General features: G+C 58.9%; 15 protein-coding genes and 1 pseudogene. 10 read left to right on the top strand and 6 right to left on the bottom strand.

The annotated features are described in order from the left end of the window. The first annotated feature begins 3 nt into the window (after window positions 1-3). The 3 genes from ACFWZ4_RS13090 to ACFWZ4_RS13080 are packed head-to-tail and all read left to right on the top strand — an operon-like array spanning window position 4 to window position 3553. Window positions 4-1248 (top strand): nucleotidyltransferase domain-containing protein, encoded by a 1245-nt coding sequence (locus tag ACFWZ4_RS13090; RefSeq protein WP_439705119.1) that lies wholly within the window; start codon window positions 4-6, stop codon window positions 1246-1248. A gap of 33 nt (window positions 1249-1281) precedes the next feature. After that, window positions 1282-3060: a ThiF family adenylyltransferase gene (locus tag ACFWZ4_RS13085; RefSeq protein ID WP_439705118.1), complete on the top strand. Its 1779-nt coding sequence runs from the start codon at window positions 1282-1284 to the stop codon at window positions 3058-3060. Next, complete coding sequence (locus ACFWZ4_RS13080) at window positions 3053-3553, top strand: Mov34/MPN/PAD-1 family protein (protein ID WP_439705117.1); 501 nt, start codon at window positions 3053-3055, stop codon at window positions 3551-3553. The genes ACFWZ4_RS13085 and ACFWZ4_RS13080 overlap by 8 nt, the downstream gene beginning before the upstream one ends. A gap of 348 nt (window positions 3554-3901) precedes the next feature. Here ACFWZ4_RS13080 and ACFWZ4_RS13075 read toward each other — a convergent pair whose 3' ends face one another. Both ACFWZ4_RS13075 and ACFWZ4_RS13070 read right to left on the bottom strand, forming a co-directional pair. Beyond that, on the bottom strand, window positions 3902-4471 hold the full coding sequence (locus tag ACFWZ4_RS13075) for a hypothetical protein (RefSeq protein ID WP_439705116.1): 570 nt from the start codon (window positions 4469-4471) through the stop codon (window positions 3902-3904). After that, window positions 4471-4860, bottom strand: a complete 390-nt coding sequence (locus tag ACFWZ4_RS13070) for a hypothetical protein (protein WP_439705115.1) — start codon at window positions 4858-4860, stop codon at window positions 4471-4473. The genes ACFWZ4_RS13075 and ACFWZ4_RS13070 overlap by 1 nt, the downstream gene beginning before the upstream one ends. 2157 nt (window positions 4861-7017) lie before the next feature. On the opposite strand from ACFWZ4_RS13070, the gene ACFWZ4_RS13065 reads away from it, so the two are divergent. Then, window positions 7018-7245 (top strand): hypothetical protein, encoded by a 228-nt coding sequence (locus ACFWZ4_RS13065; protein ID WP_439705114.1) that lies wholly within the window; start codon window positions 7018-7020, stop codon window positions 7243-7245. Window positions 7246-7678: 433 nt separating this feature from the next. Then, entirely contained in the window at window positions 7679-7822 is a 144-nt protein-coding gene (locus ACFWZ4_RS13060; protein ID WP_439705113.1) for a hypothetical protein, read from the top strand. A gap of 41 nt (window positions 7823-7863) precedes the next feature. Here the strand turns inward: ACFWZ4_RS13060 and ACFWZ4_RS13055 are convergent, their stop codons facing one another. The 3 genes from ACFWZ4_RS13055 to ACFWZ4_RS13045 form a co-directional block, all read right to left on the bottom strand. Then, window positions 7864-8403 carry a hypothetical protein gene (locus tag ACFWZ4_RS13055; protein ID WP_439705112.1) on the bottom strand — a complete coding sequence of 180 codons (540 nt, stop codon included), beginning with the start codon at window positions 8401-8403 and terminating at the stop codon, window positions 7864-7866. Window positions 8404-8623: 220 nt separating this feature from the next. Then, complete coding sequence (locus ACFWZ4_RS13050) at window positions 8624-8950, bottom strand: DUF2188 domain-containing protein (RefSeq protein WP_439705111.1); 327 nt, start codon at window positions 8948-8950, stop codon at window positions 8624-8626. 9 nt (window positions 8951-8959) lie between these two features. After that, window positions 8960-9358, bottom strand: coding sequence for a BPTD_2524 family lipoprotein (locus tag ACFWZ4_RS13045; protein ID WP_439705110.1), 399 nt, complete (start codon window positions 9356-9358; stop codon window positions 8960-8962). A gap of 564 nt (window positions 9359-9922) precedes the next feature. Between ACFWZ4_RS13045 and ACFWZ4_RS13040 the strand changes: the two are divergent. The 4 genes and pseudogenes from ACFWZ4_RS13040 (at window position 9923) to ACFWZ4_RS13025 (ending at window position 14291) form a co-directional block, all read left to right on the top strand. Then, window positions 9923-11537, top strand: a pseudogene (locus ACFWZ4_RS13040) (ABC-F family ATP-binding cassette domain-containing protein). A 309-nt stretch (window positions 11538-11846) separates the two neighbouring features. After that, entirely contained in the window at window positions 11847-12047 is a 201-nt protein-coding gene (locus tag ACFWZ4_RS13035) for a hypothetical protein (protein ID WP_439705109.1), read from the top strand. Between the two features lie 20 nt (window positions 12048-12067). Then, entirely contained in the window at window positions 12068-13471 is a 1404-nt protein-coding gene (locus ACFWZ4_RS13030; RefSeq protein ID WP_439705108.1) for a hypothetical protein, read from the top strand. 91 nt (window positions 13472-13562) lie between these two features. Further along, on the top strand, window positions 13563-14291 hold the full coding sequence (locus ACFWZ4_RS13025) for a protein kinase domain-containing protein (protein ID WP_439705107.1): 729 nt from the start codon (window positions 13563-13565) through the stop codon (window positions 14289-14291). Window positions 14292-14576: 285 nt separating this feature from the next. Here the strand turns inward: ACFWZ4_RS13025 and ACFWZ4_RS13020 are convergent, their stop codons facing one another. Further along, window positions 14577-15182 (bottom strand): hypothetical protein, encoded by a 606-nt coding sequence (locus ACFWZ4_RS13020; protein ID WP_439705106.1) that lies wholly within the window; start codon window positions 15180-15182, stop codon window positions 14577-14579. Here ACFWZ4_RS13020 and ACFWZ4_RS13015 point away from each other — a divergent pair. Beyond that, window positions 15181-16701 carry a TnsD family Tn7-like transposition protein gene (locus tag ACFWZ4_RS13015; protein WP_439705105.1) on the top strand — a complete coding sequence of 507 codons (1521 nt, stop codon included), beginning with the start codon at window positions 15181-15183 and terminating at the stop codon, window positions 16699-16701. The two genes, ACFWZ4_RS13020 and ACFWZ4_RS13015, sit on opposite strands and share 2 nt — an antisense overlap. Window positions 16702-16703 lie beyond the last annotated feature (2 nt).

The following is a 16703-nucleotide window of genomic DNA, read 5'->3' as shown; positions in this document are numbered from 1 at the left end:
TAGATGGACAAGAACCGCTTTTCGAAACGCCTCACCGCCTCGTTGCTGGAGCGACACGAGACCGACCAGTGGACGACCCTGATCGGTCGCCTGCTCCGTCGCCTCGAGCTCAAGCGCGAGGACCGCGAGAAGGCCGAGAAGGAATACGAAGCGCTGGCAGACCGCATCGCGCGCAAGCTCGACTTGCCGCGTCATGAGGTGCATATCTTCCCCCAGGGCTCGATGCGTACGCAGACCACGATCTCGCCACAGTGGCCCACGAAGTTTGACCTGGACGTGGTGGTCCACCTGAAGGGCCCGCGCTATCAAGCGCCTGATCCCGAGAAGATGTTCGAGGCATTCGGCCAGGCCCTGGAAGGCCACGAGTCGTTGACTGGTGACCCGCAGGGGAAACGTCGTTGCTGGCGCCTGAACTATCCGAATGAGCGGTTCTACTTCGACGTCACGCCCGCGGTGAACGACCAGACGGGCCTGCAAGGTTCAAGCTTGTCGGTTCGCGATCCGGACACGCGCTGGTCGCCTTCGAACCCCGGCGAATATGCGAACTGGTTCTGCGAGCACGCGAACAAGCGGTTTCCCTTCCAGTCTCGTACCGCCAAGGTGGCAGTCGAAGCACGCAGCCAGGTCGATCCGCTTCCGGACGACGAAGTCGGGCTCGACGATATCCTTCGCCGCACGGTGCAGCTGGTAAAACTGCACCGCGACACGATTTACCGGGGCGCGTCTGACGAAAAGCAGGCGGTGATGCCGATCTCCGTCATCATCGTTACCCTTCTGACACAGGCTTACGAGAAGCTTCTCGCAGACCGCGCGTACGACTTCCACTCGCCGATCGAAGTGGTCCTCGAGCTCATCGAGATGATGCCGTCCATGATCTTGTCGCACGACGGGAAGTGGTACGTGCCGAATCCGGCGCTGCCCCGCGAAAACTTCGCGGACCGCTGGAACGATGACTTCGGCGCACGCGAGCGGGAATTCCGCGGCTGGCACAAGAAGCTCGAGAGCGACCTCGAGGCCCTCTTGCATCAGAGCGACCGTACCCCGCGGGAGGACTCGATTCGCAGCGTCTTCGGCCCCGCGGGCGTTGAGGCGTGGAAGGCGAGCAAGCCCGAAAAGCCTAACGTGCTGAACGGACTGCTGTCTTCTGCCGGCCCCACGGCGACGAACCCGAAGGCGCCCATGCGCGCAGGATCCTCGAATACCTTGGGATCGGCCATCGGGCGCGGCTCGAATCCTACGATCAGCTAATCGATCATCGTGTCCGGACCGGTTAGCGCCGCAGTGACGGCCGTCGAGCACTGGCTCGACGGCCCCGGCTCCGCGTTCGCTCGGCGGGCGATGATCCGACGCGCCGATGTGGCCGCCGAGTGGATCATCGATTTGGGCGACTCGGCTCTGCCTATCTCTTCGGTCACGCTGCGCTTGCCGCCAAACTTCCCTGATCGCCCCTGCCAGCTGTTCGTCGACCGAAGCTACTTCCTGAAGGTCCCGCATATTGAGCACGACGGAAGGGTTTGCCTGGGTCTCCATGCTGTCCCGGGCGATCACGCAGCGCCTGTCGCCGCCGTGTGTCGGGCCATCGAGACCTTTAAGGACAAGCTACTAACACCCGCGTCGGATCCGGCTTGGTGCGAGCAGCAATTCCATGATGAGCGAGCGTCGTACTGGGCGCAGGCCTGTAGCACGCAAGACGCGCGAGGATATCGGCGACCCGTAGCGGGCAACACGTTGGGTGAGCTCGGCAACCTGCCCAGTGGGGCGCAAGGCCAGATGGTGGCCTACGTATCCCAAAACGAAAACCGCAAGGCCGCTCGCCTCCAGATCGCCACGTTTCGAGACACCTCGCCTCGAGATCTCGCGACGCGGCATGGGTGGGCGAGTGGCACCGAAGTCCATGGACAGGCGCTGTTCGTTTCGCTGCCTGCCGGCGAGCTCTGGACGCCGCAAACGTGGCCTACGGGGTTCTCGGAGCTGGAAGCGCTCGTGGCACGTTCAACAGGCGGCGCGCTGTCCTTGCCCGATTGGTTGACCAAGGTCGGCGGCTTCCACATCCCTCGGCCCAGAGAGCCCGGCAAGAAGCGTTCGAAAGCCCAACGCTTCTGCAACCGGCCGACGCTACACCGACCTGTGGTGGTGTTTGTCGGGGTGGGCAGCACTGTCTTCGGGTATCAGCTCTTCGCCTCTGAAGCGATGTGCGGTTGTGCGCCGCGGATTGAACCAGTGCCGGTCAAGCGCATTGACGCCGATTGGGCGCTCGCGCGCGACCAAGAGTTGGCGACGCTGCACGCTCGACGCGCCAAGCGCGTCCTGCTCCTCGGCGCTGGGTCCCTTGGCAGCCCTCTGGCCGTCGCGATCGCGCGCGCCGGCATTGGTACATTGGATATCGTCGACAAGGAGATCTTCGACACGGAGAACGTGGCGCGCCACCACTTGGGTATGCGCGCACGCGACCGGTGGAAGGCGGACGAACTCGCGGCGCAGCTGTGTGCTGATGTTCCGGGCCTCGCGGTGGTTCCCCATCACGAGGATGCCGTGGTCTGGTGTCGGAACAACTGCCGACCTGATCAATACGACCTGATCATTGAGTGCACTGCTGAGTCTAAGGTGCGCAACTTCATGTCGCATCACCGCCGTGAGCTCTTTGGCGATACGCCCATCATCCATGCGTGGCTCGAGCCTCTCTGCAGTGCCGGGCATGTGGTGTTGACGCAGCCCGATGTGCCCTGGCCGGAGGAGGACCCTGCGGACGACCTCGTCAACGCTTCGGATCTATCGGCCAATGACACCCGCATTGCGCTTCCCGGGTGCAACAGCGGCTTCCATCCGTATGGGGTCGCTGACGTGACCTTGGTCGCGGCGTTCGCAGCCGAGCGGGTCTTGTCCGTCGTGGATGACCCGCGCCATCCCGCTACCGTCTGGTCGTGGGTGCGGTCGAGCGGCTTCTTCGATCGACTGGGCTTCGACGTGCTTCGAACACACATCGTTCCAACTTCCAGCAGCGCCGCCGACAGCGCGACCTGTACACGCTCGCTCGCCGATATCCTCCGACCCCATGACTGAGACGGTTGCACGCTATCGGCTGCAGGGCGCCAGCTGGACTCTCGCGATCACGGACGATGTGACCGCGTTTCTACGCCCGTACGTCCAACAACGTTGGCTGAGCAGGGAGTCGGTTGGACAGTTGTACACGCGCGACCTCACGAGCCGAGAAGTGGTGGTCGTACGAGCGACGCTCCTGACGCAAGTCAGCGCTGCCTGGGCTTCGGTCAGCTTCGACGTCAAGCAGGCGGTCGCGGAACGGGGAGCCATGTTCGAGCAGGGCTACCACTGTCTTGGGCTCTGGCATACTCATCCTGAGCCTGTGCCTCATCCATCACCGAAGGATCTGAGACTCCTGAAAAATCACGCTGCTGCAGCGGCGACCCGGGACTATGCAGGCATGGTTTTCGCGATTCTGGGTACCCGCCCGCTTCCGCTGGGTCTTGGAATATGGGTGCACGACGGCGAGGTATTGCACGAAGCGGCAGGCGAAGTGGTTGGCGGTCGCGACTAGAGACCGCCCGGCCCACCTGCCCCAATGCCAGAGTGCGAGGTGATATGCCACGGATTCGGTTCGACCGAACGCGGGCAGCACACCGCAACCTCGTGGGGCGCTTTGACCCGGTCATGCTGGAGCTGGCGTCGAAACTACTAATGGCCGCCATAGCCGATTCTGAATAAAGCCTCAGCTTCTAGAGAGTGAAGCACGCGCGCCCTCTCAGGACTGTCCCTGATCACAGTCGTGCACAGTGGTGGTGAGAGGCATTCCATGTGCGACCGATCGGTGCCCGCTACCGGCCAGGAGCGGACATTAACGCCTGAGTTAACCCGCTCCGCGAAGCGGGTCGGCTTGAAAAACTTCTTAGACCCCTTGCCTATGAAATGACGCCGCGAGCTCCGCCTGGACGCGACTACGATCTTCTGCGAGCTCACCACTGATATTCACGAAACGAACTCTGCCGCTCCGCAGTTGTTTGGAAAGCGCAATTTCAAGCTGGCGAGGCAGGGGAGCGAGCGATGCAATAATGACGCTATCGATGTCTGGTTCGGCGGTCAAATAGCGCTCGATCTGCGAGACGTCAATCCCGCGCGGATTAGCCTTTACCTCGACAGCAACTTTCTTGTCGCCTTGCGTTGCGATGAAGTCAACCGCTCGGCTAGGGCGAATTTCCACCACGTTGCCGATGGACGACAAACTCCTAAGAATGTCTCCAACCTGCTGTTCGAGCGCGAAGGACTTCAAGGCAATAGTTTGAATATCGTAGAGCGAGGCGTTACTTGGGGCAGTTATTTCCTCGCGCTTGCCGGCAGACTGCACCGCGACGAATCGTCGCTCCTTAGCTCGCAGCTTCTTTATGAGAAGAGAAGCGAGTGCGGCCGTGATGAGGCCGAGTGCTGCAGACACAGCAGCCGTGAACAGAGACGTATCCATCAGACGGCCTCCTTTATCGCAACGAGGACCACGCTTATAAAATAAATGGCCAGGCCTATCGCAACGTGAACAGGGAGCAGGTAGAAGGTTTCTGAGTTCAGCTTGATCGAGAAGTAGCAGCTAGCCGCCCAGGCGAACAGCCCGGCAAGCACGGTTAGCCAGACTACCGGGATCAGCTGCTGGTCGCGCTCGTTCAGCAGCTGAAAGGTCGAGCCGTCCTGAGAAATAGTGGTGATCTTCGGCCTTGTCAGAGGCACGAGAAATGACAGCGCGGCGGCCGCAAGCGTTGGCCCTATGAAGCCAGAGGAGTCAATCTGGAGGACACGACGGAGTCCCCACTCGAACGCGATTAGCAGCAGCGGGAATCCGTAGCTCAGGATTGCGTACACGGTGTGCGATTCTCCTCGAATGGGCCCAACGCTTGAATTAAGGGACGGAAGCCGTCCGTCTTGAACAAGTGGTTAGGAGTACTTTGCCCTAATAAGAGCCCGAACGAGTTTCGCTGCCATAGACAAGATTAGATTTTCCGCTTCCACGTAGTCTGTCATGACGCGTGTTGGGGGCTTGTTACTTGATGCGCCGTGACGAGCATTAAGGCCAAGAATACTCATGTTATTGCATGCAGCAGTAAAACGCTCTATCTCATTTTTATCCACAAGTGAGGCGTAATCCATTCCCAATTCGGAGGAGTATGTCTTAGCGCAGTCGTGAATTCGATACAAGGTAGCCCAAGAGAGGATGGCCTCGAGTGGACTGTTGTCAGCTAGGAGACCGGCGAGAAATAGCAGGTTGCGTATTGAGTCATCTTTTTTGCTCAAATGCAGAGCGTAAGATGCTAGCCGTTGCCTTGGGTCCATCGTCCCTTCTGGACGGGGCGCGGACGAACTGTCGGATTTGAACGGGTACTCCTCGATGGGGGAGTAACTTGCATTATTCGATTTTGCCCCATTGAGACTGCGAAACGAGGTGAATGATACGGGCACAGGATTGCGCCCCCCAGACTCAACTCTCAACGCGCCGTTTAGAAGGAGCTGAAGGCTGAATATCCTGGTAGAAACATGTTGCGGGTCAGTGAGCTCATCTATGTGTGGCGAGTACGCAGAGAACTGCATACCACAATGGTCGTCATTCTCGTAACTGAGGAATATGTCGTCGCCGAAGAAATTGTGTGAAAGGTCCGGGTAATAACTTCCGGCGTCGACATGAATTTCCCAACTGTGCGGCATGTGTGGTGAGCCCCTAACGCTGAGTTAAGCGGCGGCGTAGCCGTCCGGCCTTGAACGAGATGTCAGGCACTTAGCCCGATACACCTATGGAGATCGTTTGAAAGACAGCAGAGAGGCTAGCTGCTACTGCTGCACGCCTACTCCAGATGCTCTGCCGTACGAGAGTCTCTACGAGCTCGTACTCGTCTTTGCCGCTGCCCACATAAATATGGGAGGTTTGGAAGCCGTCAGGGTTGTTCGGTCTCCCGCCAGCCTTGACCTTTATGCGCGCTGACACAAACCATAGTACAGCTGCTGAGCAACCGAAGAAGGCTGAGAGCATCAGAGCAAATTTTTGCATTTAGTTGGCCTATCTGGTGACGCCTAACTACGAAATGTACGGACCCGCAGGTCCGGTTATACCGAATGCTGACCGCGCGCCACAGAGCTTTCAACCCGGTGGTCTCGTCTGTAAGCTTCCGGTGACCAAGCAGCCTTTGGATGGCCTGAATACCGGTTCCATGCGCCAACGGTTGCGGGGAAAAACATGAGGGTAACGCAACGAGCGCGTGCTGACCCTGGCTATACTCCGATCGTGTAGCCGACCTGCATCAGAAAAATCGCCAAAGAACCGCTGTGTCAGGTGGATACGGTTGAACCCCCCATCGCGAGGGTTCACGCATGAAGAACAAGCAGGGCAGGACCCCTTGGAACGAGGGCGAGTTGGTCGGGCAAAAGGCCGAGCCGCAGCCAACGTCCGCTTTTGGCCGGAAGCGGACGATAGGCGGAGGCTGCCTTTCAACCGATAGCTGGCTTTCAGGCTGACAGGTTGGGCAACAGCAGCAAGATGATAAACACCCGGGCGTTGTTCAGGCCGTGCCGGAAGGCTGTCCAGCGATCACCCTAATCCGCACCAAACCCCTGGAACGATTCTAACCGTTCTGAAACAAGCCGGATGCTCGTGCGCCGACCAGGTGATCGCCTAACCACTCCCAATGGCAGTCGCCAGAGATCGCGTCCCTCAGGCAAGTGCCTGGGGGACGCTGTGTTGCTAGAACGTTCCGCCCAGGTGGACTTTCGTCCTCTGGCCGGACAAGGGGTCAGACCGCCAAACGCAGACAGGTTCGTCGGCGGTGAGGCCTCGCGATCTGGGGAGAGCAAGGCTTTACCGCAGAGGTGGTGCCGGATCGGGCCGAGTTTGGCGGCCAAATTTAGGGCTATTGATAACCACAGTTATCATGCATGCGAACCACGCCAGCCTGAATCCTCGCCACGATTGATGAGCCAAGCCTTGTTGCTTTCTGCTAGGTTTGCACTTGCTAGTTTTGGTCGGAAGCGAACATGGCAAGCGACGAAGAAAACGTCGTACCCGACGTACAGTACGACCCATCGGCGATGCTAAACGCCATCCGTGACTATATGCGCCGCTCTGGGGTGGGCGGCTTTCTACTTGAAGATCCGGACGGAAAGTTCTTGGTCGCGGCTGAGCCTGATCTCAAGGGCTTGCATGGTCTTGTGAAAAGCCAGCTGCAGTGGGAAAGGCGCCACCGGAACCGAGGTACTCCCTGAGGTGTAGGGACTTGGTGGGTGGATCCGACCCAGGAAATCGCTCCGCCGAGTTCTAGCTCGCCTTCCGAAGAAGCGACGAGCTAGCGGTCAAGATTGGCTTCACAATTGCACTGGACCAGCGCCTCGCATCCAGACCTACCACCAAATGGTTCGGCCGCTTGGCGTGAGCGACATTCGGCGCCTGAGTGCGGATCGTGTTGGCGCTCTACAAGTCTGAGAGGACAAGTACAACGTGGGGCAATTGTGCCGGGAGCGGGTGCGGGCTGGAAATGCAACGCGGCTACGGATTCGGGCCTACAAGGTTATGTGTTGACGTGGCGTGAAAAGGCCCATATGTTGGGCTTGAGCGCGCTACCGCCTTTCAGGGGGCTGGCGATGGGGTGGCTCGAACGCGGCTTCGGCTGCTCACGTACACCTGTAAGAGGCCCTAAAAATGACCAAGCGCAATGAACAAACCGGCAAGTCCGTGGCATCGACCGCCGGCAAGCTGCTTTCCAACCCCAAGACCCCCGCTCCGGTAAAGAGCGTTGCTGCGTCAGCGCTGACCCAGGCACCAAACAAGGGAAAGCGGCGGTAGGAATCAGCTGGGAAGCAATGGCCGGGCTCGCCCGGCCTTTTTTATGCAATGAGTTCCTCGACCGGGCGGTCCCAGCGCCACCACTGCGCGGTGATTCGCACGGACGGCAATACCCTGACCCGCTCCTTTACCCCGCGTGTCGCGCGAGCGAGCTCGTCGTAGCAGAGCAACGCCAAGCCGTTGTAGATAGGGGGCTCGTCAAACTCGATAGCTAGGCGCTTGTCGGTCCACAGTACGCAGGTTTCCGCTGTTGGCTCCATGCACCTCCGAATCTCCGCCTCAAGCTGAAGGAAGCGCTTGCGCAGATCCTCGTGCTTTCGCGCCATCATTGCGGTGCCGACCACCAGGTCAACCGTTGACGCGACCGCGACCATCGCGCCGGTCACCGCAGTAATCCATGCAGGCATATGTGCTGCGGTGAAAGCGCCGGCGATCGCGGTTGATCCAAAAAGCACGCCAGTGGCCGCCGTCACACGTGACCAGCGCTCGAAGAAAGCCTGCCGACGCATGTGGTAACGAGATGAGAGCTGGACCGCCCACAGAGTGTCGAAGGCTTGTTGTTCGATGGTCTCATCCGTCATTGCATCACCCGCTATCGTTTCCCTGGCTTGGTTGGGGGCGGAAGAATGTCCTGCACCGTGGGCTGATTTACTACATCACCGCGCGTGAATCCGCCATCGTAAGCCGGGCTCCTCTGCGGAGGAATATCGCGAGGAACGTGCGGTGTCGGGTTACGCGGAATGTCGTTCCCGCTGCGTTCTTTGTTTGCCATTGTTGTTCCCCTGGTCGCGGATAAAAGGTTCAACGCTTCTTGGGCTTGGTTGGCGGCGGCAGCAGGTCATGAACAAATTCGCCAGCACCGACGCGCTTGGCAGCTGCGCTCGCGACCACGGGTTTGGCGCTCTTGGTGCCGATGCGCCGCCCGGTCGCGATGCGCATGGTGACCAGCCCCCGCTCGTCGTGGACGAGCACCTCGTAGCCTCCCCGGCGCGCTAGATGACGCGCCTTGCGGAGGATAGCTTCTTTTGTGCTCGCGACGGCGGATGCACGCAGGCCGCCCTCACGCACAAGGCGCCAGCCCTGAGTCGTTTTAAGGACATGGTAAGTGGTGCGCTTATGGGGCGGCATACTTGATCCTCACCGGCACGTCGCGATTCCGCTTTGCAGTGATCGCGTAGCGGCGTCCAGTTCGCGCCCGTCCCACATGCCTTGGTCGACATTGACCACGGACACGGCCGCGCCGTCGGGCGCGTCCTTGATATTGATTTGCTCTGGCATCGTGCCACCGCCCCAGGCGACGTGCACGTAGGCTTCGCCCGTATCGGGGAACAGCTCATTGGTGATGGTCGCGTGCTTGAAGAGGCCGCCGCCGGTGTGACAAATGCGCGCGAACTCGACGGCCCGATGGTAGGCAACGGCGTAGCCAACGCCGGGAAGGATGAAATCGCGGCGAGCGCCGTTGCTACCGTCCGGGCGTACCGAACACGCAGCGAGCACGGCGGTGGCCGCGCAGACAAGCATCCATCCCCTGATCACGCGATGCTCCTTGCGAGCCAGCCATCCCAAGTTTAGGTCAAAGCGCCGCGAGACCACGCCGCCCTATTTCGGGCACGACAAAAGCATTGTATCACCACGTCGATCGAGCGAACTCGTTCATCCGGGGCGTGAATCGAGCAACGCCATCTAGATCCGTCTCGGGTAGGCGTTGAAAACAGCTTCGAAGAACCACCGCGACAATTGTGGCTTGCAGCTTTCGGGGGCTCTCCGGTTAGGGCAAAGTGCATCTGCTGTCATGTCCACGATTGCCTGTCCCGGCGGAGGATCGATGGAATTCCCCCGCCTCTGAGAAGGAAGGCAAGCACTTCGTTCGCAGAGCCACTTTCGCAGCGAGGCCGGCTGGCGACGGCGCAGACGTTGCATCGACAACCGGACCTTGGCAGCGAGCGGTTTGTCTCCCCGAAGCGCGATCGCTATAGTCCCGGCTCCGCTCCTGCAGAACTCCGAGGAACCGTCCGATGCGCCGGTGATGCCGCCGTCTTCCCGACGGCCTGTCCCCTCCATCCCACCAGATGGACCGACACACGGCACCCTAGAGATCCCATGACGGAAGTTTTTCTGACGCTGCAAGACGCGGCGTTCGCGTGGCCCGATGGTCAGCTCGTTTTCTCGCATATCGACATCCAGCTCGACCGTCGCCACACCGGCCTGGTCGGGCGCAATGGCGCAGGTAAGAGTGTGCTCGGGCGTGTGCTCGCCGGCGAGCTCGAGCCGACCCAAGGACGATGTCTGCGCACAGGCCGCATCGCTTATGTCGCTCAACAGGTAGCTTGTCCGGCAGGCGCGACGGTGGCATCCATCGCAGGCGTGCAGTCAATCCTTGATGCCCTCGACCGGATCGAAGCAGGCGAAGTGCGTGCACACGACTTCGAGACGGTCGGAGACCGCTGGGACATCCGCCAGCGACTGCCCGCGTGGCTGGATGCGCACGGCCTCGGCCACCTCGCCCAGGATCACCCGGCCGCCGGACTCAGTGGCGGCGAGCTGACGCGGATCGCGCTGGCGGGGGCATGGTTGGCAGAGCCGGACATGCTGGTGCTCGACGAGCCTACCAACCATCTCGACCGTCCCTGTCGCGAGGCACTACTGGAGCGCCTGCGCGCGTGGCCCAAGAGCTTGCTGGTGATCAGCCATGACCGCGAACTGCTGCAGCCGATGCAGCGCATCTTGGAACTCTCGGCCACCGGTCTGCGCGACTATGGCGGCGGCTACGATTTCTACGCGCATTCGAAGGTGGAGGAACAAGGCCGCGCCAGACAGGAGTTGGAGCATCGCAAGGCCGAACAGCGACGCGGCGAAGCCGCCATCCGCCAGACACTGGAGAACCTGGGGCGCCGCCAGTCGCGCGTCACGCGCGCTGGCCGCGATGCCAACCAGGCCGCCATCCTGCTGGGCCGGCGCAAGCAGCAGAGTCAGGTCAGTACCGGCAAGCCGGCAACGCGCACAGGAGGCGCGCAGGGAGGAACTGGCACAGAACGTACGTGACGCGGCCCTGCAGGTGGCGGACGATGCCGATATTGCCTTGCCAGCGCCCGCTGTCTCCGGCGTGCCTCGGCGTAAGGCCGTCACGCTTGACCAAGTGCGCCTTCCATTTGGTGCGGGGGCTCCAGGGCCGCTCGACCTGACCATCGGAGGCTGCCAGCGCATCGGCGTGACGGGGTCAAACGGCAGCGGCAAATCCACTTTGCTCAAGGTGGTTGCCGGGCGGCTCGCACCAGCGTCGGGGCAGTGCGAGGTGCACGTACCGGTCGCCTTTCTGGACCAGCAGCTGGAAATGCTCGATCCCGGGCAGTCCCCCCTGCAGCACTTGCTTGCGGCTAACCCTTCCGCAACTGAGGCTGCAATGCGCACCCGGCTCGCACAGTTGGCGCTGCCCTGTGATTCCGCGCTCAAGGCCGTCTCCCGCCTAAGTGGCGGTGAACGACTCAAGGCGGCGCTGGCATGTGCGTTGTATGGCGAGACGTCCGCACAACTGCTGGTGCTGGACGAGCCGACCAATCATCTCGACCTGCAGTCGCTTGAAGCCTTGGAGCAGGTGATGCTGCACTATCGCGGCGCCTTGATCGTGGCGTCGCATGACCGAGTCTTCCTCAACCGCATCGCGCTCGATTACCGGCTTGAGGTCGGAGGGAACGGATTCCGCCTTCTACCGTGGTAGCTCAGGCAGGAGAGCGCAACCGATCAGTCGGTGTTATCGAGGGTAGGCCGAAGTTCCGCTTCCGACCCGAAGCGGCCACGTGCGCGTCTGTTACCGCCGAGGGCGTTAAACAGGAGGGGGCCGCATCGAGCGGGGAAATATTCACGCCAAAATTACGTATGGCGATGTATGGAGCCCCTTGGGCAAACCGGTTGAATGACCAAGCCGGGAGCGCGGTCTGCGCGGTTTTAATATGCCGATACATCTCGACAAGCCTGCCTAAGTCGAATCCGCTTAGTTCTGTTGAGTTCAACGTCGGAGTCCAGAATCATGGCGACAGAAAAGAAGTCTGCGACACCTGTGAAGGTTTCAAAGGCTGCCGCTGAAAAAGCGCTAGCTTGGTACGTCGTGGACAAGAGTGGCTTGCCTCGTGGCCAGGTTATCAAGCTTCTAGAGCAGAATAAGATCGATCCGAAAATGATCGACAAGATTAGCGCGGCACTTGTTCCTTACGGCTGCACTTCATCATAAAACTTCACCCTGCCGTCTCCGTGCACCTCGAATCCGAAGTTATTGACTTCTCCGCAACTCTGCGGAGGCGAATCAGGTGCACCCAACGTTTTCTTACCTCACGGCTAGGAAGCGATCTCTGGGTCGACGGGGTAGATGCGTTGTTATCGACGCCAGTAGAGATACTTCAGGCATACACGTCAGTTCTGCTACGACGGATTGAACGCGAAATCGCCAAGAGTAAAAAAGCGACAATTCTCGAATTCTTCGCCGCCTTTGACGATTTTCTCGCATATTGTGTCTCCCGAGGAGAGTCCGCTATCTACCATGGACTCGCCGCCGGAATGTGCACTCTGCGCTTTTTTGACTCAGAGCTTCGTGCCGGAGACATTCCGTTCGCTGTAGTGAATGACAGCCTTATGGTACTTGTTTGCAACCAATACCGTGCGGTGAGATTCTATGCGTTCAATAGCGGCATTGAGATTTACGCTTCGACAAAGAACGGGGCGTTCAGGCCCGATCTGGGCGCGATTGTTATTGGCCCCCCGGTCTTAGTTCCAGGTAGGCCATCGAGGGTGCAGTCGTTTAGCCTGATTCACGAACTTTGTCATGCTGCTCTATTTGGCGACTCCTACTGTCGCATGTTTGGAAGCATAGGCGCCACCAAATCGATGCTTCTGAATATCGAAGAGTCGATTATCGGTCTTGACTTGCTGCTCTATGGCTCTTTGCGGAAAATGTCTCCTGCTCATCTTGAAGCACAACACGAATTTGAGCGATTAGTTATTAGCAAGACCAATGATATCAATCTTCGAAGAGCAACTCTCGCGCGGGGTGCTATGTACCCAACAGAGTTTGTTCGTTCATTGCGCGCCACTGCCCAAAGGCGGCTCAATGAAGCGAACGCCTTCTCCGAAAGAATATTGTCTTTGGACGCCGGTGAAGATGTGAGCAATTGGGTGGGTCCCAATGCGTTGGATTTTCACATCAGAGGACTGGCGGCACTCACTAGCAGGATCGAGCACCCCACTTTCCGGAAAATAGTTGACCTGTTACCTCGCGATCCTGTTCAGCAGCGTAACTCTTTCCAAGCATTGGGCAAGGCGTTTGGTTTAGATGATTGCTTCCATGAGTGCTCAATCGAAGCGCCCTCGAGGTCGGTTAGGAAACACAACTTGCGCGCATCGCATTCCAGAAGAACAATGATCAGATGCGCTGAGATCGCCATCGGGGGGCGGTATCTCTCGGCTTCTCAAGGGGATAGTTTTATCTCTCGCATTATGGAAATAGCGGGTCGATTTTCGACGTGCGACGCCGGTGAGCCTTGCTTTTCGCGATGGGTGAAGCAAGAGGCTGTTCATTTGCTGGAACACGCTGTCCGACCGGAATGCTTATCCCTTGCAATCGAGGCACTCAGCAACCCATTTCTTCCACTCGATGCTTAGCTAAATGTATATAGCGACGCCAGTATTTTGGGACCTGCCTGGCATTGGGCCTTACAAAGGTGCTAGGAACTTTATAGCCAGAAGAGGCGTGGTGCCGACAACATATAGCTATTTTGGGATATGCGAGGACGGAGGGCGCTCCATATTTCTAAAGATAGCAAATCCCCAAAGCGCTGTTGGGGCTGACTTGTTAAGGAATGAAGCGGCATTTCTCACCAGCGGAATGGCGGGTGCTGCGGTTGATCTCATAAGCTACGGGTCACAGCTTTTACTTGATTCGGATGGATATCAGTGGGATATCCCATTTATTGCGACGGAGTATCTTGACTATTGCCTAGTTGATGTAGTCGCTTGGAATGACTGGGAGTTGAGTTTAAAAATCATTTGCGGGTTACTGAGCGCAGTGGATGCACTCTCTATCAAAGGGATCGTTCACGGTGACGTTTCGCCGAGCAACATCTTGCTTGCCTCGGACCTGAAGACAGTTAAGTTATGCGACTTTGGTAGTGCGAGATATGCGAATCAGGAATTGTGCGCAATTTTTGAGCGGACGGGGCCCCATCAACCGCTTGATGAACATTACACAACAGCTTTTGATTTTTTTAGTTTCGGAGCTATTGTCCATTTGTTAGTTGCGCATGGAGACTTTAGGCGGTTCGCTTATCTTCGTGAGCCCCTTACCTTCAAACGCTATGTACCTCCAGCTGCAAGGGCAAAGGTTGCAGTCGTCTTGAAGGAGTCGGCGCAACCAGACCCCGAGAAGCGGAATGCCGCCCGGGTTATTGTTCGCGATGTAGTCGAGCAACTAGCTGCGTCCTAGCTTAAATGTTTTCGATTAAAGCTCGGGAAGATAACGGGTATCTGACTCATCCCTCAGTCTTCTGCCGACGTGCGCTTCGCGCAGGCCAAAGCGATGTCACACTGTTGCTCTACCCGCTGTGCGCCTCGCTATTGGAGCGCATGAATGAAGGTTGGGATGTCCGCTCTGGGCCGGGAGCGGACATCGGCTAGCCTGTACCGGCACACCATTCGGCACGGTACGCTGAGGTAGAACCACTGCGCGGACAGACGACCAGGCTAATGCTAGGGTCCAACACCGGTTTCCTTACCGAACGCCTTCCGCTCTCGCCCAACCACCCGCACTTGCAAGCAGGCTCGCCGCGACCATCGTTGCAATGAGTCCAAGAACAAACCAGAGCCCGGCGGCCGCGACACTAACGCGTGCTGCAAGCCACCCAAATACCTGCCACTGATTTCGGACAGGCTGCATATCGCCGGTCCAAGGACCCTCCACATCCACGCAGGTGGGTGGCGTCGTCTGCACGCACAAATGCAACCCGGATTTAAGCCGATCTTCCACTTTGAGCCGTTGCCCTTTGACTGCGGACAACCTACCCGACACGACGATGCTGCCGGCCGAGGTCTGAACCGTGGTGGCAGGCCGGGTGAAGAATCCGCCGGCACTAGTGGTGGACGATACAAAGCTCCCCACGTCGCCCACGCGCGTCGTTGTGTCGGCGGTAGAACTGACTAGCAACGCGACGATCAGTGGCACCACCAAACCGATCGTGACCACTGTGGCCAATGTCCACTTGGCGGCCCGCTTGCTTCTCGCCGTCGTTCCCATGGTTTCCCCCTCGCGATCAACTTCTCGCCACTGATGGCCGGCCGCGCAATAAAAAATCCAAACCACACAAGCACTTCGAGCCATGTTGTACTGCTCAGGCCCGATAGAGCAACCCTCACGGCGAATGTCCCTCAACCTACCGAAGCTAGTCGCTGATCAGACCCTCTATAGCTGGTGTGGACTGGTGCACGCATGGAATGGGTCAAGCGCGACTTCGACGAGCCGGAGCTTGTTTGGTTCGCCCTACACCGCGTTGATGCACGACTTTCCCGGTCTGCTTCACCACCTCGCCGAGCGGACAGGAGGACAGCTGGGAGAGCCCAGGGATATAGCGCTTCGGCACACCCTTCTTGGGTACTTCCTCCCCCTAGTTCACGTCGATCAGGCAGAGAACATCTTGCAGCGGGTCTTCACCGGAACAATGCCGGAGCTGAAGATGAAGCTCGGGATCGCAGCCAGCCGCATCGGAGGCCATCATCATCTCAAGGGTTGCGCGGTCTGCTTCGACAACGACGAGGAAACCCATGGGTTCGCCTACTGGCACATAGACGACCAGTTGCCCTCCGCTATGGTCTGCCGGAAGCACAGGCGCCCGCTCGTCATTGCGTGGGACCCGGTCACGCCAGTACATCGACGCGGGTGGCTGCTGCCGAGGAGCGGCCTGAAGCGAAAATGGATTGAGGTGCCTGTCCTTGGTGAAGAGCAGATCGATCGTCTAACAACTGTAGCTGAGTATTCCGCGCGCTTTGCCACGCTGGCGCCTGGGTCACTCGACTCACGTGTGCTTGCAAGGGTTTACCAGAGAGCATTGCACAGCCAAGGGCTCGCGACAGCCAAAGGTAGCTTGCGACTTACGGCGCTCATCAAAGCCACCCGCTCACATTTTCGTGGGATAGAGAGCGTGCCCGGGTTCGAATCCCTTCAGGCAGTCACAGGAGACTGGCCGGGCCTGGCAGGAGCATTAGCGCGACGCCAACCGAGACCAGGCCACCCACTCAAGCATCTTCTGCTCATATCCATGCTGTTTGAGGCCTGGGAGGAATTCCTTGCAGCCTACGAAGACACGCTCTCGCCCAGTGGTGAGGTCGCGCCCACGGGCGCTTTCGGACCGCAGGTGTGTCCCATAGAGACCTTTAGGGGCCATGTAATAGCCGGCTCGTCCATTCGGTCGGCATCCATCAAAACGGGCGTTTGCACGACCACAGGCCTCAAATGGGCCAAACAGCTCGGGCTAGCCTACACGCCTCGCACTAAGGTGTTTTCCGACGAAAAGAAGAACCTGGCAAGAACGGAACTCATGTCTGGGGCGGACGCAGGCGCTGTTGCAGTGATGGTCGGGGTCTCTCAGGTCACTATCAATCGAATGCTTTCCTCAGATCTAGACCTTAAGCAGGCATGGTGCATTGCTCGCTTTTATACAACTCGAGAGCGCAGACGAAAACATTTTCAAGCACTTATTCGCAAGCACCCGCAACTAACGGTCAAGGCGCTAAGAAAAATACCGAATAACGGCTACATGTGGCTGTATCGCCACGACCGAGCCTGGCTGGCACAGAATCTACCCTCACTTTGGGCCCAGATAGGTCCAACCAACCCGGACTAAGC

The organism is Frateuria sp. GZRe12 (genome assembly GCF_051900535.1).
In the GTDB taxonomy this organism is placed as follows: Bacteria; Pseudomonadota; Gammaproteobacteria; order Xanthomonadales; family Rhodanobacteraceae; genus Frateuria_A.
The sequence above is the reverse complement of the archived record's forward strand: the minus strand, read 5'-3'. Positions and strand labels throughout refer to the sequence as shown.